Source organism: Xanthomonas sp. WHRI 8393 (genome assembly GCF_040203315.1).
Classification (GTDB): domain Bacteria; phylum Pseudomonadota; class Gammaproteobacteria; order Xanthomonadales; family Xanthomonadaceae; genus Xanthomonas; species Xanthomonas arboricola.
Genome location: NZ_JBEGGL010000001.1, coordinates 877,630 through 896,529, shown reverse-complemented (window position 1 = coordinate 896,529; position 18,900 = coordinate 877,630). Strand labels below are relative to the sequence as shown.

The window sequence follows — 18,900 nt, the reverse complement described above, 5'->3', positions numbered from 1 at the left end:
TCTCCTCAATAGAGCACGATCGATTTGATGCCGCGCGCCGCACGCAAGTCCGCCAGCGCCTGATTGATGTCGTCCAGCGCCAGCGTGCGGGTGATCAACGGCGCCAGCCGGATGTCGCCGTGCAGATAGCGCGCGACATAGCCGGGCAATTCGCTGCGCCCCTTCACTCCGCCGAAGGCGCTGCCGCGCCACACCCGCCCGGTCACCAGTTGAAACGGGCGCGTGCTGATCTCCTGCGCGTCGTCGGCCACGCCGAGGATGACGCTCTCGCCCCAGCCCTTGTGGCAGCACTCCAGCGCCGCGCGCATCGCGCCGACATCGCCCACGCATTCGAAACTGTGGTCGGCGCCGCCATCGGTGAGGTCCACGATCACCTGCTGGATCGGTGCGCCGTAGTCGCGCGGATCCAGGCAATCGGTGGCGCCCAACGCGCGCGCCAGCGCGAACTTGGTCGGGTCGATATCCACCGCGATGATGCGCCCGGCCTGCGCCAGTACCGCGCCCTGCACCACCGACAAGCCGATGCCGCCCAGGCCGAACACCGCCACGCAGTCGCCGGGCCGCACATGCGTGCTGTTGAGCACCGCACCGACGCCGGTGGTGACCGTGCAGCCGAGCAGGCAGACCTGATCCAGCGCTGCCTCCGGCTGGATCCGCGCGACCGCGATCTCCGGCACCACGGTGTATTCGGAAAACGTGCTGATGCCCATGTGGTGCAGGATCGGTCGGCCCTGCAACGAGAACCGGCTGCTGCCATCGGGCATCAGCCCGCGCTCCTGGCTGCTGCGGATCGCCTGGCACAGGTTGGTGCGGCCGGAACGGCAGAACTTGCACACGCCGCATTCGGGCATGTACAGCGGGATGACGTGATCGCCGGGCTGCACGCTGGTGACGCCGATACCGACCGCCTCGACAATGCCGGCGCCTTCCTGCCCCAGGATCACCGGGAAGCTGCCCGCCTGCGCATGCGCCAATGCATGCGCATCGCCATGGCAGATCCCGGTGGCGACCAGGCGCACCAGCACCTCGCCGGGCCGCGGCGGCTGCAGGTCCACCTCTTCGATGGTCAGCGGCTGGTGCGGACCCCATGCCACCGCAGCGCGTGTCTTCATCCGGCCTCCCTGGCGCGCTGCGGCATGCCCGCCGCTCAGCGCGCGATGACCACGCCCCACGGCAGTTCGCCGACGGGGATCTGTTTGATCTCGCGCAACGCGACGGTGTCGATCACGCTGACCGTGTTCGAGCGCCCGTTGGCGACATACAGCTTGTCGCCGGCCGGGGTCAGTGCCGGATTCCACGGCCGCAGCCCCACCGCGATTTCGGCGAGACTGCGCGCAGTGTTGGTATCGATCACGCTGAGCGTGCCGGCACCGCCGTTGGACGCATACAGCCGCGTGCCGTCGGCAGACAGTGCCACGCCCGCCGTGCGCACGCCGGCTGGCAGGCTGGCGCGGCGTTGGCGCGTCTGCAGGTCGATCACGTCGACCACATTGGCGGTTTCCTGCGCGATGTAGACGCTATGCCCGTCGGGCGCAAACGCCATGCCGCGCGGATGGCCGCTGGTGGCGACCACGCCACGCGAGCGACCGGTGGCCAGCTCGATCATGTCCATGTCGTTGGAACCCTCGTTGCTGGTGAGCAGCCACTGCCCGTCCGGCGTGTAGGCGCAGTGCTCGGGCGCCTGCCCGCGCGTGGCGATCACCTGTTGCACGCTGAACTGCGCCGCATCGATCAACATCACCTGGTTCTGGCCTTCCACGCACACCGCAAACTGCTTGCCGTCCGGCGACAGCGCAATGCCTTCGGCGTTCTCGCCGATCTCCACGCTGCGCAGCACCGCGTCCTTGTCGGTATCGAGTTCGATCAGGCGGTGATGCTCGGCATCGATCAGGTACAGATGCCCCTGCGGGCCCGGCAATACCTGCTGCAGACGCTTGCCCAGTTGCCCCTGCGCACTGAGCGTACGCACCACCGTGTCGGTGTGCGTATCGATCACCGACACCGTGCCGCTGCGCTGGTTGGGCACATAGGCAAATACCGGCGGCGTTGCGGGCACCGGTGCCGCGGCCTTCGTTGCAGGCGTTGCTGTCGCCGGCGCAGCGCTGGACGCCGGCGGCTCCGCATCGCGCCGGCAACCGGCCAAGGCCAGCAGCGCGCCCAGCGCAGTTGCCGCAAGCAGGCACCGCCACCCGGTTGCCACTGGCCTCATTGCGCCTTGCCCGCGGTCTTGTTGATCGAATGGATGAAGGCGAGCAGTTTTTCGGTATCGCCCGGCTTGAGCACCGGCGCGAACGGCGGCATCTGCCCGACCACCTTTTCATGCCCGACCCGGGTCTTGCCGTGGGTGATCATCGCGGCGGTGCCTTCGCTGATCAGCGTGCGCAAGGTGTCGTCGTCGCTGCCATACACCCAGATGTCGTTGGTCAACGGCGGGCACATGCCGCCGCCACCGGTGCCGCCATGGCAGGCATTGCAGCCGGCAGAGAAATAGATTTTCTTGCCCTCGGCGATCAGCTCGGGCGTGGCCTTGACCTCCGGCCCCTTCGGGATCGGCACCACGGTGGCCGGCGCTGCGGGCGGCGTGGCCGGATCCGGCGCAGGCCCGGCGGCCGGGTTGGGCACCGCGGCGCTCGCCGCCGCAGGCGCAGGCGCGGCAGTACCGGTGGCCGGCGCCGGCGGGCTGGCAGCCGGTGCGGTGGCCGCCTCAGGCGCGGGCGCGGGCGGCGGTGCGTCCTTGCCGCAGGCCGCCAGCACGACGCTGAGCATCACCGCGCACAGCGGTGCGCGCATGGAACGATCGAAACAACCCACGGTGGACTTGCGCATGAACGAACCTTTCTGATCGGAGGGAGCACCGCGCACCCCGTGCGCGCGGCGGGTGACACAGTCATTGCCGGGAGGGGCGCCTGGCCTCGGTAAGCAGCGTGGCCAGCGCGTTATCGCCGCGTGCCTGCGCTAATGCAGCGGCGGTCTTGCCGTCGCGATTGCGTGCGGCAGGGTCGGCGCCGGCCGCCAGCAGGCGCTTGGCCGCCGCGTCGCGCCCGGCCGCGGCGGCCAGCATCAATGCGGTGACGCCGGCCTGGTTGGCGTGGCCGACGTCGGCACCGCCGGCCAGCACCGCATCGAGCATCGCCGGGTCGTCGCGCGCCACCGCGAACATCACCGGCGTGAAGCCGGTGGCATTGGCACGCCGTACATCCGCGCCCGCCTTGAGCAAGGCCTGCACCACGCCGACATCGGCATAGGACACCGCCAGGTCCAGCGCGCTCCAGCCATCGCTGGAGACGGTGTCCACCGGCGCGCGCTTGCCGAGCAACCTGGTCACGCTGTCGGCATCGTTGGCCCAGGCCGCCTTCATCAACGCGGTCCAGCCGCTGCCATCGCGCGCATCCAGGCGTGCACCGGCATCGAGCAGCAGGCCGACCAGATCCGGTTCCTGGTTGCGGATGGCCTGATGCAACGGCGGCTCGCCGAGCAGGTTGGGACGGTTGGCATCGGCGCCATGCCGCAACAGCCACGCCGCACGCACCGCGTCGCCGGCATCCAGCGCATGCGCCAGTTCCTGGTTCGGGTCGGCACCGTCGGCGATGCGCAGTTGCAGCTGCGCCAGCTCCTGCGAGGACGCGGCCGGGCTTGGCGCCTTGGATACTGGCGTCGGCGTGGCATACGGCCCGTGCGCGGCCAGATCGCCGGCTACCACGCAGTCGCCACAACGCACCAGCGGCACGTGATAGCTGCGCAGGATCTGGGCAATCTTTGCCGCGCTCTGTTGCATCGCGGTGTTCAACGCATCGCGCAGGTCTGCGTTCTTGCGCGACACCGCCCACGCCATCGAATACTCCAGCACCGCATCGTCGATGGTATTGAGCGGCACCATGCCCAGGCCACCGCGTTGCGCGTAATAACCGGCCACCGGGCCCCATGATTCGGCCGCATCCAGTTCATTGGCGGCGACGCGCTCGACCAGCTTGCCGGGATGTTCTTCCGGCGCCGTGGCCGAGTCGTAGAACAGGTATTGCACCTGGCCGCTGATGCCGTGCTCGTACAGGGCCTGGCGTGCGGGCGAGCTCTGGAACACGCCCAGCCGCAGTTTTTTCAGCGCCGGATCGTCCAGCGACGTCGGCACCAGATCCAGGCCCTTGCGCGTCACCAGCACATAGGCCGAGCGATACAGCGGGCGCGTGGTCAGGCCCTGCTCGAAATCGCTGTTGAGGTCCATCAACACATCGCAGCGGCCGGCAGTGATCGTGCTGCGTGCCAGCCCGCGTTGGTAATAGGTGCGCCACTCGTATTCCAGGCGCCGGCCCATGGCATCGGCCACGACTTGCGCGATCTTGTTCTGGAAGCCTTCGCCGGCCTTGTTGGACAGCGGCATGTTGCCCGGGTCGGCGCAGACCCGCAGCACGTGCGGATCGGGCGCTGGCGGTGGAGCACTGGCCGTGGCCGGTGCCGCAGTGGAGGGCGCCGCAGCGGGCGCCGCAGCGGAAGCAGAAGCAGAAGCGCGAGCCGCCGGTGAGGACGGCTCGCGGGTGCAGCCTGCGGCGACGAGTCCGAGGCTGCAAAGCACCAGCAGCCGACACAGCTGCCGGTGCATGCCACGCGCACCGGCAGCGAACTGCCAGTGCGCGCGTCCAACGCCTTGCGTGGAACTCATCGTGCGGTCTTCGCTGCGGTGTTGGCGGTGCCGCCTGCAGCCGCCGTGGCGGTTGCACTGGCGGTCACGGTCTTGCCGGCACCATCGATCCGGAAGCTGTGCACCATGCCGCCGAGTGGGATCTTGTCGAAGCCGGCACCAAATGCCAGACCGGCTGCGCCCAGCGCGCCATACGGATCGGACGGATCCAGACCTGCGGCCACCGGCAGGCCGATCCAGCCACCGATGCCGGAGAACACCGCCACGTACTGGTGCCCATTGGCCTTGTAGGCGATCGGGTTGCCGATGATGCCAGAGGGCAGTTTCATCTCCCACAGCTTCTTGCCGGTGTCCTTGTCCACCGCACGGAACCAGCCATCCAGCGTGCCGTAGAACACCAGCCCGCCGTCGGTGACCAGGGTGCCGCTCCACACCGGGAACTTCTCCTTGATCTCCCACTTGGACTTGCCTTCCACCACGTCGAAGGCCTTGACGATGCCCAGTGCACCCGGCTCGTTGGGCTTCATCATCACGTTGGCGAACACGTAGGGCAGGCCCATCATGGTGTTGCCGCGTTCCTGCGGTTCCAGCTCCATATGCCAGTTGTTGGTGCCGCAGAAGAACACCGCCGCATTGGCCGGATCCACCGAGCACGGCTGCTGGTCCTTGCCGCCCATCGCCGACGGGAAGGCCTGCACCTTCTTGCCGCGCTCCAGCGGCGAATGCGCGGCCACCTTGACCGGGCGGCCGGTCTTCATGTCGATGCGTTCGGCCCAGTTGGCCGGTACGAACTTGTGCGCGCGCAGCAAGGTGCCGTCGCGGCGATCGAGCACGTAGGCAAAGCCGTTGCGATCGAACTGCACCACCGATGGCACCTGCTTGCCGTCGATGGTCAGGTCCACCAGGATCGGCTCGTTGATGCCGTCGTAATCCCACTGATCGAACGGGGTCTTCTGATAACCCCACACCGCTTCGCCGGTATCGATCTTGCGGGCGAACAGGGTCATCGACCACTTGTTGTCATGCTCGCCGTTGTTGCATTCCTCCTGCGAGGTCTTGCCGCAGCGATACGACGGGCTCCACAGGCCGGGATTGCCGGTGCCGTAGTAGAGCAGCTTCAACTTCGGGTCGTAGCTGTACCAGCCCCAGGCCGCACCGCCACCACGCTTCCATTCGTCGTTGGGAAAGGTCTTGACGCCTAGATCGCCGAGCTGGCCATGCTGCGGGTTGGCCTTGTTGAAATCCGCACCCAGGCAGATCGATTTGTCAGTACCCGCCGCATCGCAGGACCATGCCTGCTTGCCATCGGCCAAGTTGTAGGCAGCGACACGCCCAAGCACGCCGAACTCGTTGCCGCTGATGCCGGCCACCACTTTGCCGTCGGCGATGATCGGTGCCATGGTGATAGTTTCGCCCTTGTCCGGGTGCGCGAGTTTCTGCTTCCACACTTCCTTGCCGGTCTTGGCATCGAGTGCGATCACATCGCCGCTCAGGCTGCCGAACACCAGCTTGCCATCGGCATAGGAGGCGCCGCGGTTGACCGTATCGCAGCACGCCACCGCCACCGAGCGTTCGTCCTGCTGCGGGGTGTACTTCCACAACACCTTGCCGCCGTCGTCCTGCGCTGCCAGGTCGATGGCGAACACGTTGTTCGGATACGCGCTGACCATGTACATGATGCTGCCGATTACCAGCGGCTGGCCTTCGTGGCCGCGCGTGGCATCGGTCTTCATTTCCCACGACATCTTCAGGTTCTTGACGTTGTCGCGATTGATCTCGGCCAGCGGACTGTGCCGGGTGAGCGCGAAGTCGCGCCCGATGCCGCCCCAGTTATCCGGGTTGCTGGCATTGGTGGTGAACTCGCTGTCGGTATCGACTACGGCGGCGGCCGCCGGCGCGGCGGGTTTGGCGGCCGGTGCGGGCGTTGTCGTCGTTTCCGTGGCGGCGTCTTTCTTGCAGCCGGCCAACGCGGCGCTCAGCGCAAGCATGAGCAGCACACTGCTGCGCAGGCTGCGACAGGAAGATTGGTGCATATGCGTCTACCCCTCTCGATTGAACAACCAGTCGGTTGAAACATCCCGCAGCGCAGGCGTTGCACCCGCCAGTTGCACCGCGGACGTCGGAAACGTCGAGAGGGAAAGAGCAAACGCCATGCCAGCGCACTGGTGCGACGCACCATGTTGGAGCAGCAGGGTTTGATGTGATGGCAGTCGCTTGCGCCAGGTGCACTGTCACGGTTCTGGCACAGTTTGCGCCGGGCGTGCTGTGACATGGATGGTGCAGCGGGGGTGGGACTGCCTGTCGGTCAGTGCTGCGCACCCTGCAGGCTTGAGGCGACATAGCTTGCTGTGGCTCGCGCAAGGCAACACCTCACCTCACCGAAGGCCAGCTACGTTGTCGAACGGGGTGCTGCCGCGTTTCCCTCCTCCCATCGGGAGAAGGTGCCCGAAGGGCGGATGAGGGTACGGCGTAGGCCAGTTGCATGATGTCTGGCAGTGCTGATGACGCATTGCAAGATTCAGCGGCGTCCACGCCCCTTCGAGCGCATGTCACTTCCAATGCGATAACGGTGTCCTGATCGCCAGCGTTATCCAACGACACGCGGCCAGCCACGCATCGCACTCCATGCTTCGCGCGCTTGGCCTACTCGCCAAAGCTCACGCTAGCGGTTCCACTGCGCCAGCAACTGCGTGCAATCCTGCAACCGCCAGTCGGCAAGGCCGGGCCATGGATCGCCGGGTGTGTTGACCAGCACGGTGCAGGCACCGACTGCACGGCCGCAGGCCAGGTCGTTGTGGTGATCGCCGACCATGACCAGTGCTGTGCCCCCCACTGCCCAGCGTTGCGCAAAATACTGCAGGCCATCGGGTGCGGGTTTGGGGGCGGCCTCATCGCGGCCGACGATGTCGTCCCAGGCGAATGCATCGTGCAGGCCGATCGCCTGCAATGTCACCTGCGCCAATGCGCGCGCATTGCGGGTGAGCATGCCGAGCCGGCATCCGGCTGCCTGCAACGCACGCACCAGGGCCACTGCACCGGACGCAGGCTGTGCGGCGTGTGCGAGTTCACGCTCGTGCGCGAGCAACCAGGCGTGTTTGGCTGCGGCCTGCTCGGCCGGCAGCGATGCCAGGTGGTGCAGGATGTCCGCCTCGGGCGGGATCTCCAGCGCGCGTCGGATCAACGCGAAATCGTGCACCGCTTCAGTCAGCGTGCCGTCCATGTCGAACACCCAATGGCGGTAACCGGACAACGCGGGAGAGATCTGTGTGATGGCCATGGCGTCCATACGTGAGGAGACTCCAGAGATGGTTGAGGCAACGCCGCAAGCCGTCAGGGAACGCACATCGCGCACTCACCCGAATGGACCGGCACCTCATGCCGATGCCGTACGTCGACTGCGCAGCTGGTGCCGTGCAAGGGCGGTGCGCCTACTTCCAGCCCGGCATCTGGGTGGTATCCAGGCCACCCACTTCGAACTCTGCCGTGCGCGTGCCGCCGGCTTTCACCGGGAACGCGATGCTGATGCGCTTGGCATTGCGCACCAGCTTCCACAGCGCCTTGTCGTCGTCGATGAACATCGCGATCGCTTCATCGGTGTCGGGGCGGTGCGCGGCCATCGCGCGTGCTGCGCCACCATCGGCCGAGACCTGCACCTTGCAGCCGCCATAGCAGTTGAAGTCGCCGGCCTTGAGCACGAGATAGCTGTGACGCTTCCACTGCGGGTGATCGCGGAACACCAGGCTCACCGGCTTGGGGCCGCTGCCGTCGACATCCACGCGGCTCTTGGCATCGATCATCGCCGAGCGCTGCGTGCCGCCCTTGGCGGGCACCTGCGAGTACTGCCACAACGCCTGCATGCGGCGCAGTTCGCGCGCCTGGTCGCCCTTGGCCTTGATGTCGGCATAGCCGGGTTCGATGCGTGTGGCCGCCGCGGTACCGGCGTAGCCTTCCAGCAGTGCGGCACCATGCGCACGTGCCATGTCCCAGTTACCGGCCGTCACCGCCTCGTCGTATTGCTTGGCGAGTGCATCGGCCTGTTGTTGCTTGGCCTGCGCCTGCGCGCTTGCCTGCGCCTGACGCTGCGCCTCGCGGTCGGTACAGCCACTCACTGCAGCGACGCACAAGGCCGCGCTCAGCAGATACTTCATCGTCGACTCCGGAAGGCATGAAAGGCAGCGGCAACGATACCAGCCTGCCCGCGACAGCCGCGATCAAACTGCGGCACGCTGTAGGAGCGCACCAGGGCGCGATGGAGCATTCCCGGTAACGCCACGTCGCGCCCGGGTGCGCTCCTACAACGGCGATTGCAGGGCGCGGTGCTGCCTGCACGATGCAGCAAGGAAAGCGGCGGGAGGGCGTCGGCAACGCCCTCCCCTGCCATTACGGCTGCGGCTGCGGCTGCGCCGGCGGTGCCGCCTTGGCCTTGGCGATCATCTCGGCCACCGATGCGGTGGTGATCGGGTGGTAGCTGGGCTTGGCCTTTTCGAAGGCCTGCTCGGCGAAGGCGATGCCGTCCGGGGTCTTCAACAACTCGGCGTAGATCGGCAGCACCAGCTTGCGGCGGCCGACGCGTTCGATGAACTCGCCTGCAGCGGGGCGCGCATCGGTGTAGCCGCTGCGGATCGCCAGCGGATACCAGCGCATGGCGATTTCGCCGTTCGGGGTGCCGGTGAAGTGGTAGGCCTCATCCAGCTGCTTGAGCTGCTCGGGCTTGAGCATGGCGCCCATGCCGCTGAGGAAGTGCACCCATTCCTGCGTGCCCCATTCGCCGGTGACCTGCTTGCTCGGCAGCGTGCCGCTGCCGCTCCAGGCGATGCGCGCGGTGTCCACGATCGAGAAGCTGCGCGAGCGTGCCTTGGCGGCGAAGGCCGGGATGCCCGGCTGCTTCAACCACGCATCCACCTCGGCCGCACTGACCGTGTTGGGATGCTTGTCCAGCAGGTTCTTGTTGAGGTAATCGACGAACTGGTCGGTGGTGGCGCTCTGGAACGCGTGATCGTCGAACCAGCCGCGCAGGAACGGGTCGAACACCTCGCGGCCGAAGCGCTGCTCCAGGAACTGCAGGAACCATGCGCCCTTGACGTAGGCCACCTGGCTCAGGGCTTCGTCGGGGTCGCGCTCGGCCAGCGGCGGCAGCGCCAGCGCCTGGTCGGCCGGCGCCATGCCCTTCACTTCGGCCAGCAGGTCGCCCTGGTCGATCTCGCGCTCCATCTCGGCCATCTCGACGCCATACAGCGCTTCGGTGATGCGGGCCTGCACGTAGGTGGTGAAGCCTTCGTTGAGCCAGATGTCCTTCCAGCTGGCATTGGTCACCAGGTTGCCGGACCAGCTATGCGCCAGTTCGTGCGCGACCAGCGACACCAGCGACTTGTCGCCGACGATCACGGTCGGCGTGGCGAAGGTCAGGCGCGGATTCTCCATGCCGCCGAACGGGAACGACGGCGGCAGCACCAGCATGTCGTAACGGCCCCAGCGATACGGGCCATACAGTTTTTCGGCAGCACCGATCATCTTTTCGGTGTCTTCGAATTCCTTGGCGGCCTTGTCGGCCATGGCCGGCTCGGCCCAGACGCCCGAGCGCGCGGAAATCGGCTTGAACACCACGTCGCCGGCGGCGATCGCCAGCAGATAGGACGGAATCGGCTCGGGCATCTTGAAGCTGTAGTCGCCGTCGCGCGCGGCCTTGGGGTCGTTGTCGGCGCTCATCAGCACCATCACGTCCGGGCGCGAGGTCACGTGCGCGCTGTAGGTGAAGCGCACGCTCGGGGTGTCCTGCAACGGCACCCAGCTACGCGCGTGGATCGCCTGCGACTGGCTGAACATGAAAGGCAACTGCTTGCCTTCGGTCATCGACGGCTCCAGCCACTGCAGGCCGGAGGCGGTCGGCGCGGTGTGGTAGGTGATCACGACCTTGGCCGGCTGATTCGGCGCCTCGATGGTGAGCTTGCTGCCGAAGGTCTTGTCGGCCGGCGCCAGCGCGAACTGCAGCGGCGCCAGCGTGCCCTTGCCGTCGTCGGCCTGCACCTGCGCAATGCTCAGCTCGCGCGTGTCCAGCACCAGCTGCTTGGCGGCCTTGTCCTTCCATTCCAGCGTGTAGGTGGCGGTGCCGCCGATCTGCTTGGCGTCGAAATCCAGCTTCAGGTCAAGCGCCAGATCCTTGATGACCACCAGCTGCGGCTGGGCGTAGGAGCTTTCGTCGTGGTTGCGGGCGTCTGCTTTCACGGGGGCCTTGGCAGTGGTGGCCGGCGCGGCGGTGCTGGCGGCCGGCGGCGTGGACTCGTTGGAACAGCCGGCCAGCGCAATGGACACGGCCAGGGACAGCGACAGGAACGGGAAGCGCATCGACGGCACCGCAGCGAGGGAATTGGGCATTTTAACGCCCCGGGCCGTTGCCTGCCCGTGCGGCCGATGGCGAGCGCTTGCCGGCTGCTCAACCTGCGCCGGCTGGGGACACCGTGCATGTCGCTGGCCGCATCGGCGCGAACCTTACGCAGCAACGGCGTTAATGGCGTAACTCAGGCTACCCGTGCCTAGCGTGCACCCGCCTGCGGCCCGGCCGCTAGGTGATTGCCGGATCGCCTAGACCACCGGATGGCTGCGCGGGCTGTCATGCCCGTCGCGTACCAGACGCCGGCCACCGGAGAACTTGGCGCGATACATCGCCGCATCGGCGCGGCGATACAGCTCGGTGGCATCCAGGCCCCGCTCGCACACCGCGCTGCCGGCGCTCACATGCAGCGGCGCCTCGTCGGCATCCTCGCGTTCGAGCATCGACAGCCATTGATTGAGCTTGAGCGTGGCGTCGTCCTCGCTGGCATGCACGCCGATCAGGAACTCGTCGCCGCCCCAGCGCCCGATCCAGTCCTGCGCGCCCAGCCAGCCGTAGGCCGACTCCACCAGCCGCACCAGCACGCGATCGCCGGCCAGATGGCCGAAGCGGTCGTTGATCGGCTTGAGGTTGTCCATGTCCAGCACGAACAGCACGAACGGCCAGCCTTCGCGCTGCGCGGCGGTGACCGAATCGCGCATCGCCTGCTCGCAGCCGCGCCGGTTCAAGGCCTCGGTCAGCGGGTCGAACAAGGCGTGCTTCTTCAGGTCGCGCATGCCGGCATCGATGCCGCGCAGGCTGCGATTGATGCCACGCAGCAACCGCCCCAGTTCGTCGTCGCCATGTTCGGGCAGGCTGGGCAGACGTTGATCGGCGTAATACGCATCCAGTGCGTCGGCGGCGATGCGCAGCGGTGCGAGCAGGCGATACAGGGCCGACAGGGTCGCCGCGGTGCCAGCCAGCGTGGCCAGCAGCGCCACGATCACCACCGACCACAGCGGGCGCCCGCTCAACTCGCTTTGCGCGGCCAGCCAGGCGATCAACAACAGCAACGGCAGGTGGATGCCGACAAAGGTCACCGCCAGCAGCTTGGCGCTGAAGGAGCGGGGAAACACGCGCGACAACCCTGCGTACAAGCGCATCCACGTCTCCGGCAAAAGAGCGCCTAGTGTCGCCGACCGTTGGTGGAGCCGACGCGACGGGAGTCTCAAAAGTTTGTCGGCAAACGCACCTGCGCACAGTGCAATCGTGCGGCAAGCGAACACGAGCATGACCTGCTCGTGCGATGCCCGATGCGCGATGTCCGGCGCATGCTGCGCGCCGGACCGGACGCTCAGATCACGCTGCGTCGGATCTGGGTCAGATCTTGTAGCCGGAGTGGATCGCCACGATGCCGCCGGTCAGGTTCTTGTAGTGGCAACGCGCAAATCCGGCCTCGCCCATCATGCCCTTGAGCGATTCCTGCGGCGGGTGCTTGCGGATGCTTTCTGCCAGGTACTGGTAGCTGTCGGCGTCGCGCGCGAACAACTGGCCCAGCCTGGGCAGGATCTTGAACGAGTGGAAGTCGTAGATCGGCTTGAACCAGTCGGCGGTGACTTCGGAAAACTCCAGCACGCGCGCCTGCCCGCCCACCTTCAACACGCGGTACATCTCGCGCAGCGCGGCGTCCTTGTCGGTGACATTGCGCAGGCCGAAGGAAATGGTCACCAGATCGAAGCTCTGATCCGGGAACGGCAGCGCCTCGGCATTGCATTGCACGTAATCGAAGCCGGCCACCAGGCCGCGGTTGGTCAGCCGGTCGCGGCCTACCGACAGCATGCCGGCATTGATGTCGCCCAGCACCACCGCGCCTTCGCTGCCGACGCGCTCCTTGAGCAGCACGGCGATGTCGCCGGTACCGCCGGCCAGGTCCAGCACACGGTCGCCCGGCTTCACCTGCGCGGTCGCCACGAAGTAGCGTTTCCATGCGCGGTGCACGCCCAGACTCATCAGATCGTTCATCAGGTCGTAGTTGCGCGCGACCGAGGTGAACACTTCGCCGACCAGCTTCTGCTTGTCCTTGGCAGCGACGTCGCGGAAGCCGAAATGGGTGGTACCGGAGGTATAGGGGGATTCGCTCATGGGCGGATTATCGCACTGCTGACGCCGCCATGACCGCAACCGGACCACAATCGCTGCCTTCCCTGCGACCGGCCCTGCGAGCCCTGCGTGCACGACAAGTACGTCCAGCGCGACTGGCAGCCCCACGAGAAGCCCACCCTGCCCGGGTCGGCCTCCACCCCCCTGCACTCCACCCGGCGCCGCATCCAGTACGGGCTGGTGGGCGTGGTGGTGGCGCTGACCGGCGGGCTGAGCAATGCGCTGGTCACCGCCAACCTGACCTATCTGCAGGGCACGCTGGGCGCCTACGCCACCGAAATGGCCTGGCTGCCGGCCGCCTACGTGATGACCAACATGTCGGCCAACCTGCTGCTGGTGAAGTTCCGCCAGCAGTTCGGGCTGCGGCGCTTCACCGAGATCTTCCTGGCGCTGTATGCGGTCATCGCCTTCGCGCATCTGTTTGTGCACAGCCTGAGCTCGGCGATCACCGTGCGTGCCGCGCACGGATTGGTGGGCGCCGCGCTCAGCTCGCTGGGGCTGTATTACGTGATCCAGGCGTTCCCGGCCAAATACCGGCTCAAGGCGGTGGTGACCGGGCTGGGGGTGACCCAGCTGGCGCTGCCATTGGCGCGGGTGTTCTCCACCGATCTGCTGGAATTTGCACAGTGGCAGGGCCTGTACCTGTTCGAACTGGGCCTGGCGGTGTTCGCGCTGGCCTGCGTGCTGGCGCTCAAGCTGCCGCCCAGCGACCGCTATCGCGTGTTCGAGCCGCTGGATTTCCTCACCTTCAGCCTGTTCGCGGCCGGGTCGGCCGGGCTGGCGGCGGTGCTGTCGCTGGGGCGGCTGCTGTGGTGGACCAGCACACCGTGGCTGGGCGTGGTGCTGGCGGCCTCCATTGTGCTGCTGTGCACGGCGGCGTGGATCGAGCACAACCGCCGCAACCCGATGATCAACACGCGCTGGCTGGCCAGCGGCGACATGCTGCGGCTGGGCCTGGCAATCCTGCTGATCCGGCTGGTGCTGTCCGAGCAGAGCACCGGCGCGATCGGCTTCCTCCAGACCCTGGGGCTGGCCAACACGCAGCTGCAGACCCTGTTCGCGCTGATGTTGCTGGGTGCAGTGGTCGGCGTGGCCGCCAGCGCGTGGCTGATCAATCCGGCGCGGGTGGCCGAACATCTGATCATTGCGGTGGCGGCGATCTGCATCGGCTGTTTCATGGATGCCGATGCCACCAGCCTCACCCGCCCGGAGCAGATGTACGTCAGCCAGTTCCTGCTCGCCTTTGGCAGCACCTTTTTCATCGGCCCGGCGATGGTGGCCGGGCTGGGCCGGGTCATCGCGCAGCCCGGCAACCTGATCAGCTTCATCGTGCTGTTCGGCATGGCACAGAACATGGGCGGCCTGCTCGGCAGCGCGCTGCTCGGCACCGTGCAGGTCGTGCGCGAGAAATACCATTCCAGCCAGCTGGTCGAACATCTGGCATTGACCGACCCGCAAGTGGCCGCGCGCGTGCAGGCCTATGCCGCGCTGTACGGCCGCAGCATCGGCGACCCGGCCCTGCGCCAGGCCCAGGGCGTGCGCGCCCTGGGCAGCGTGGCCACGCGCGAAGCCAATGTGCTCGCCTACAACGACGTGTTCCTGTTGATCGGCTGCATCGCCATCGCCACCGGGCTGTGGATCCTGTCCGTGCTGGTGTGGCGGCGTTATCTGCGCCCATCCGCTGCGTCCCCCTCTCCTGCTTCCACCGCGCGCCCATGAATACACCTGCAGCTTCAACCTCTCCTGCCGATCTGCAACGTCGCAGGCGCCGCCGCATCGGTGGCGTGATCGGCTTCGGCGGGCTGGCCCTGCTCGGTGTCGCCCTGGTGCTGTACGCATGGCGGTTGCCGCCGTTCGTCAGCGCCGTCGAGCGCACCGAGAACGCGATGGTGCATGGCCAGATCACGGTGATCGCGCCGCAGGTCAGCGGCTATGTCACCGAGGTGCCGGTGCAGGACTTCGCCCACGTCAAACACGGCCAGTTGCTGGCCAGGATCGACGACCGCATCTATGCCCAGCAGCTCGAGCAGGCCAGGGCGCAGCTGCAGACCGCGCAGGCCAACCTGTCCAACTGGGACCAGCAGCGGCATAGCGCCGATGCCACCATCGCCGAACAACGCGCCGCACTGAGCAGCAATCAGGCCCAGCGCGACCGCACCCGCTCGGCGTATGCGCGCGCGCAGCAGTTGGCCGAGCAGAAACTGGTATCCGAACAGGATCGCGACACCGCCTTCGCCGCACGTGCGCAGGCCGATGCCGGCGTGGCGCAGGCGCGCGCCGCCGTGCAGGCCGCCGAGGAGAACGCACGCAGCGTCACCGTCAATCGCGCCGCGCTGGAAGCGGCGGTGGCCAATGCGCAGGCGGCCCTGCAACTGGCGCAGATCAATCTGGACAACACGCGCATCCTGGCCCCGCGCGATGGCCAGCTCGGCCAGCTCGGCGTGCGCCAGGGCGCCTACGTCACCAATGGCACGCAGCTGATGTCGCTGGTGCCGGACACGTTGTGGATCGTGGCCAATTTCAAGGAAACCCAGATGGCCAAGATCCGCATCGGGCAACGCGCCAGCTTCACCGTGGATGCGTTGGACAATGCGCGTCTGCACGGCCTTGTGCAGGAAATCTCCCCGGCCGCCGGCTCGGAATTCAGCGTATTGCCGGCCGACAACGCCACCGGCAACTTCGTCAAGATCGCCCAGCGCATTCCGCTGCGCATCAGCGTCGATCCGGACCAGGCGCTGGCACCGCGGCTACGCCCGGGCATGTCGGTGGTGGTGGCGATCGACACCGACAGCGCGGTCGACTGACGCGACACAGCCGCTATCATGCGGTGATGTCGTCCCTGTCCCCATCCTCGCTGCACTGGCAATGCCTGCGCTTCGACCAACTGAGCACCACGCAGTTGTACACGCTGCTGCGGCTGCGCTCGGATGTGTTCGTGGTGGAGCAGCAGTGCGCGTATCCGGAGCTGGATGGCAAGGACAGCCTGCCGGGTGTGCTGCATCTGCTCGGCAGCACCGACGACGGTGCGTTGGCCGCCTATCTGCGCGTGCTACCGCCCGGTGTGAGTTACCCCGAGCCGAGCATCGGCCGGGTAGTGATTGCCGCCACGCAGCGCGGCCACGGCTTCGCACACGCATTACTGCGGGAAGGCTTGCGGCTGGTGCACCGGCAGTGGCCCGCCAGCGCCGTGCAACTCGGCGCGCAGGCGCACCTGCAGGCGTTCTACGCCGCACACGGTTTCACGCCCTCGTCCGCACCGTATCTGGAAGACGGCATTCCCCACATCGACATGCTGCGTCGCGCCGACGCCGCCACCCAGGAGCCTGCATGATCACCACCCCCGACTACCGCGCACTGCTCGACACCGCCATTGCCGAAGCCCGCCAGGGCCTGGCCGAAGGCGGCATTCCGATCGGCGCGGCGCTGTACCACAACGACGGACGCCTGCTCGGTTGCGGCCACAACCGCCGCGTGCAGGAAAACGATCCCTCCGTGCATGGGGAAACCGATGCCTTCCGCAAGGCCGGCCGGCAGCGTCGCTACAAGGACACCATCATGGTCACCACGCTGGCGCCGTGCTGGTACTGCAGCGGGCTGGTGCGCCAGTTCAATATCGGCACCGTGGTGGTCGGCGAGTCGGTCACCTTCCAGGGCGGCGTATCCTGGCTGCGCGAGCACGGCGTCACTGTCATCGACCTGCAGAGCCAGGAATGCATCGACCTGCTGGGCGGCTATATCTCGGCCAACCCGGACGTGTGGAACGAGGATATCGGCGAGGACTGAGCGGTTTGGGTGCAGAGCGCTTGATCTGCGGCTTGGCTGCGAGGCCCTTGCCCGCCCACCATCGCAGGACACGCCGCAAGTACGTCCCTGTAGGCTCTTACGCGGCATCCATGCCGCGTAAGGTCCCGCGACGGTGGGCGGGCAAGGACCATCGGAGATGGTCGGTGTGCTTGCTTAAGAGCAGCAAGGGCAGTGCGTGATGCGCGTTGTTTGATCCTAATGCGCCGGCGCAACATCCGGCGTCAGTCGAGCGATAAGCAGCTTTTTGCGTGACCACCGACCAACTATTTGGTGCGGTGCCCTCACCGATTGCGGGACCCTTGGCGGCAGGGATGCCGCCAAGGAGCCTCCACGGACGGATTCACGGCGTGTCCCGCGAGCGGTGAGGGCACCGCGCCCTCGACCGACCCAGCGTTTGACTGCATCCGGGAGGAGGCGGCTAACAACGCCGCCAGGCCAGCGCGGTCGGAATCGGCATGTCCAACGCGTACACGCCGGTTCCGGTTGCGTCCACACCGGTCTGATGACCGTTGGCACCTGCACGCAGGTGCGCTGCGATCAGAGGATATAGCGGCTCAGGTCCGGGTCCTGCACCAGCTCGCCGAGCTGCGCATCGACATAGGCCGCATCGACCGTGACGCTCTGGCCGTCGCGATCCGGCGCCTCATAACTCAGCACATCGAGCAGGCGCTCCAGCACCGTGTGCAGGCGGCGCGCACCGATGTTTTCCTGCCGCTCGTTGACCTGCGCGGCGATCTCGGCAAGGCGCTCCACTGCATCCGTGCCGAAGGTCAGGCGCACGCCCTCAGTCTGCAGCAGGGCTTCGTACTGCTTGATCAACGCCGCCTTGGGCTCGGTGAGGATGCGCACGAAATCGGCCTTGGTCAGCGCGGTCAATTCGACACGGATCGGGAAACGACCCTGCAATTCGGGAATCAGATCGCTGGGCTTGGCAAGATGGAACGCGCCGGAGGCAATGAACAGGATATGGTCGGTCTTGACCGTGCCGTACTTGGTCGACACGTTGGAACCTTCCACCAGCGGCAACAGATCGCGCTGCACGCCCTCGCGACTGACATCGCCGCCATTGGAGCCGGCTTCGCCACGCTTGGCGACCTTGTCGATCTCATCGATGAACACGATGCCGTGCTGCTCGCAGGCTTCGATCGCCGCCGCACGTACGTCGTCTTCGTTGACCAGCTTGCCGGCTTCTTCTTCGATCAGCAGCGGGCGCGCGGCCTTGATGGTGAGCTTGCGCTTCTGCGACTTGCCGCTGCCCAGGTTGGAAAACATCTGCCGCAGCTGCTGGCCCATTTCTTCCATGCCCGGTGGGGTCATGATGTCCATGCTGGCGTTGACCGCCACTTCCAGCTCGATCTCGCGCTCGTCCAGCTCGCCGCTGCGCAGCATGCGGCGGAACTTGATGCGGGTGTCGTTGTCCTGCGCCGAGGGCTCGTTGCGCGCCGCTTCCGGATCGAACCCGATCCCGGCCGCACGGCGCGGCAGCAGCGCATCCAGGAGGCGGTCTTCGGCGCGTTCTTCGGCCTGGTTGCGCACGCGCACCTTGGCCTGTTCGCGATACAGCTTGACCGAGGTGTCAGCCAGGTCGCGAATGATCTGTTCCACATCCTTGCCGACATAGCCGACCTCGGTAAAGCGCGTGGCTTCGACCTTGACGAACGGCGCATTGGCCAAGGTGGCCAGACGCCGCGCGATCTCGGTCTTGCCGACGCCGGTCGGGCCGATCATCAGGATGTTCTTGGGCATCACCTCGTTGCGCAGCTCTTCGGGCAGCTGCATGCGGCGCCAGCGATTACGCAGCGCGATGGCAACCGCACGCTTGGCATCGTGCTGGCCAACGATATGACGGTCGAGCTCCTGCACGATTTCGCGCGGAGTCATGGTTGAGGTATCGGAATTTGGCATTGGGGATTGGGGATTCGTAAAAGCGGAGTAGGAACGATCGATGCGTGTCCGGGCGCAGGGAAAGGAGTGCTTTTGCGAATCCCCAATCCCA

At 66.8% G+C, this 18,900-nt stretch carries 15 protein-coding genes; 4 read left to right on the top strand and 11 right to left on the bottom strand.

Features of this window, described 5'->3' with window-relative positions:
• Positions 1-5: 5 nt before the first annotated feature.
• From ABQ137_RS03835 to ubiE, 10 genes are all read right to left on the bottom strand, one after another.
• The gene (locus tag ABQ137_RS03835; RefSeq protein ID WP_054591928.1) at positions 6-1,112 is read right to left on the bottom strand and encodes an S-(hydroxymethyl)glutathione dehydrogenase/class III alcohol dehydrogenase; all 1,107 of its coding nucleotides are present in this window, start codon (positions 1,110-1,112) and stop codon (positions 6-8) included.
• 35 nt (positions 1,113-1,147) lie between these two features.
• Positions 1,148-2,209, bottom strand: a complete 1,062-nt coding sequence (locus ABQ137_RS03830; RefSeq protein WP_054591929.1) for a beta-propeller fold lactonase family protein — start codon at positions 2,207-2,209, stop codon at positions 1,148-1,150.
• Positions 2,206-2,862, bottom strand: a complete 657-nt coding sequence (locus ABQ137_RS03825) for a c-type cytochrome (protein WP_054591930.1) — start codon at positions 2,860-2,862, stop codon at positions 2,206-2,208. The genes ABQ137_RS03830 and ABQ137_RS03825 overlap by 4 nt, the downstream gene beginning before the upstream one ends.
• A 25-nt stretch (positions 2,863-2,887) precedes the next feature.
• Complete coding sequence (locus tag ABQ137_RS03820) at positions 2,888-4,654, bottom strand: quinoprotein dehydrogenase-associated putative ABC transporter substrate-binding protein (RefSeq protein WP_054591931.1); 1,767 nt, start codon at positions 4,652-4,654, stop codon at positions 2,888-2,890.
• Positions 4,651-6,666, bottom strand: a complete 2,016-nt coding sequence (locus tag ABQ137_RS03815) for a methanol/ethanol family PQQ-dependent dehydrogenase (RefSeq protein WP_326521461.1) — start codon at positions 6,664-6,666, stop codon at positions 4,651-4,653. Before ABQ137_RS03815 ends, ABQ137_RS03820 begins: the two co-directional genes overlap by 4 nt.
• A gap of 629 nt (positions 6,667-7,295) precedes the next feature.
• Positions 7,296-7,919: an HAD family hydrolase gene (locus ABQ137_RS03810; protein WP_349781232.1), complete on the bottom strand. Its 624-nt coding sequence runs from the start codon at positions 7,917-7,919 to the stop codon at positions 7,296-7,298.
• Positions 7,920-8,061: 142 nt separating this feature from the next.
• Entirely contained in the window at positions 8,062-8,781 is a 720-nt protein-coding gene (locus ABQ137_RS03805) for a hypothetical protein (protein ID WP_349781230.1), read from the bottom strand.
• Positions 8,782-9,013: 232 nt separating this feature from the next.
• Positions 9,014-10,975, bottom strand: coding sequence for a M1 family metallopeptidase (locus ABQ137_RS03800; RefSeq protein ID WP_349781522.1), 1,962 nt, complete (start codon positions 10,973-10,975; stop codon positions 9,014-9,016).
• Positions 10,976-11,212: 237 nt separating this feature from the next.
• Positions 11,213-12,103, bottom strand: coding sequence for a GGDEF domain-containing protein (locus tag ABQ137_RS03795; RefSeq protein WP_024940237.1), 891 nt, complete (start codon positions 12,101-12,103; stop codon positions 11,213-11,215).
• A 217-nt stretch (positions 12,104-12,320) separates the two neighbouring features.
• Positions 12,321-13,082 (bottom strand): bifunctional demethylmenaquinone methyltransferase/2-methoxy-6-polyprenyl-1,4-benzoquinol methylase UbiE, encoded by a 762-nt coding sequence (ubiE, locus tag ABQ137_RS03790; protein WP_104594044.1) that lies wholly within the window; start codon positions 13,080-13,082, stop codon positions 12,321-12,323.
• A gap of 87 nt (positions 13,083-13,169) precedes the next feature.
• On the opposite strand from ubiE, the gene ABQ137_RS03785 reads away from it, so the two are divergent.
• The 4 genes from ABQ137_RS03785 to ABQ137_RS03770 are packed head-to-tail and all read left to right on the top strand — an operon-like array spanning position 13,170 to position 16,883.
• Positions 13,170-14,819 carry an efflux MFS transporter permease gene (locus tag ABQ137_RS03785; RefSeq protein ID WP_349781228.1) on the top strand — a complete coding sequence of 550 codons (1,650 nt, stop codon included), beginning with the start codon at positions 13,170-13,172 and terminating at the stop codon, positions 14,817-14,819.
• Positions 14,816-15,904 carry an HlyD family secretion protein gene (locus ABQ137_RS03780; protein ID WP_349781226.1) on the top strand — a complete coding sequence of 363 codons (1,089 nt, stop codon included), beginning with the start codon at positions 14,816-14,818 and terminating at the stop codon, positions 15,902-15,904. Before ABQ137_RS03785 ends, ABQ137_RS03780 begins: the two co-directional genes overlap by 4 nt.
• 26 nt (positions 15,905-15,930) lie before the next feature.
• Complete coding sequence (locus tag ABQ137_RS03775) at positions 15,931-16,431, top strand: GNAT family N-acetyltransferase (protein ID WP_047128070.1); 501 nt, start codon at positions 15,931-15,933, stop codon at positions 16,429-16,431.
• The gene (locus ABQ137_RS03770; RefSeq protein WP_016903626.1) at positions 16,428-16,883 is read left to right on the top strand and encodes a nucleoside deaminase; all 456 of its coding nucleotides are present in this window, start codon (positions 16,428-16,430) and stop codon (positions 16,881-16,883) included. The genes ABQ137_RS03775 and ABQ137_RS03770 overlap by 4 nt, the downstream gene beginning before the upstream one ends.
• Positions 16,884-17,441: 558 nt before the next feature.
• Here the strand turns inward: ABQ137_RS03770 and hslU are convergent.
• A complete protein-coding gene (hslU, locus tag ABQ137_RS03765; RefSeq protein WP_184516025.1) occupies positions 17,442-18,809 on the bottom strand; it encodes an ATP-dependent protease ATPase subunit HslU in 1,368 nt (455 codons plus the stop codon).
• Positions 18,810-18,900 lie beyond the last annotated feature (91 nt).

What these genes read in the sequence shown, in the direction of transcription:
- ABQ137_RS03810 (WP_349781232.1), bottom strand. Translation starts at nt 7,919, where the DNA reads ATGGACGCCATGGCCATCACACAGATCTCTCCCGCGTTGTCCGGTTAC.
- ABQ137_RS03775 (WP_047128070.1), top strand. Translation starts at nt 15,931, where the DNA reads ATGTCGTCCCTGTCCCCATCCTCGCTGCACTGGCAATGCCTGCGCTTC.
- hslU (WP_184516025.1), bottom strand. Translation starts at nt 18,809, where the DNA reads ATGCCAAATTCCGATACCTCAACCATGACTCCGCGCGAAATCGTGCAG.
- ABQ137_RS03815 (WP_326521461.1), bottom strand. Translation starts at nt 6,666, where the DNA reads ATGCACCAATCTTCCTGTCGCAGCCTGCGCAGCAGTGTGCTGCTCATG.
- ABQ137_RS03795 (WP_024940237.1), bottom strand. Translation starts at nt 12,103, where the DNA reads ATGCGCTTGTACGCAGGGTTGTCGCGCGTGTTTCCCCGCTCCTTCAGC.
- ABQ137_RS03780 (WP_349781226.1), top strand. Translation starts at nt 14,816, where the DNA reads ATGAATACACCTGCAGCTTCAACCTCTCCTGCCGATCTGCAACGTCGC.
- ABQ137_RS03820 (WP_054591931.1), bottom strand. Translation starts at nt 4,654, where the DNA reads ATGAGTTCCACGCAAGGCGTTGGACGCGCGCACTGGCAGTTCGCTGCC.
- ubiE (WP_104594044.1), bottom strand. Translation starts at nt 13,082, where the DNA reads ATGAGCGAATCCCCCTATACCTCCGGTACCACCCATTTCGGCTTCCGC.
- ABQ137_RS03830 (WP_054591929.1), bottom strand. Translation starts at nt 2,209, where the DNA reads ATGAGGCCAGTGGCAACCGGGTGGCGGTGCCTGCTTGCGGCAACTGCG.
- ABQ137_RS03805 (WP_349781230.1), bottom strand. Translation starts at nt 8,781, where the DNA reads ATGAAGTATCTGCTGAGCGCGGCCTTGTGCGTCGCTGCAGTGAGTGGC.
- ABQ137_RS03835 (WP_054591928.1), bottom strand. Translation starts at nt 1,112, where the DNA reads ATGAAGACACGCGCTGCGGTGGCATGGGGTCCGCACCAGCCGCTGACC.
- ABQ137_RS03800 (WP_349781522.1), bottom strand. Translation starts at nt 10,975, where the DNA reads ATGCGCTTCCCGTTCCTGTCGCTGTCCCTGGCCGTGTCCATTGCGCTG.
- ABQ137_RS03770 (WP_016903626.1), top strand. Translation starts at nt 16,428, where the DNA reads ATGATCACCACCCCCGACTACCGCGCACTGCTCGACACCGCCATTGCC.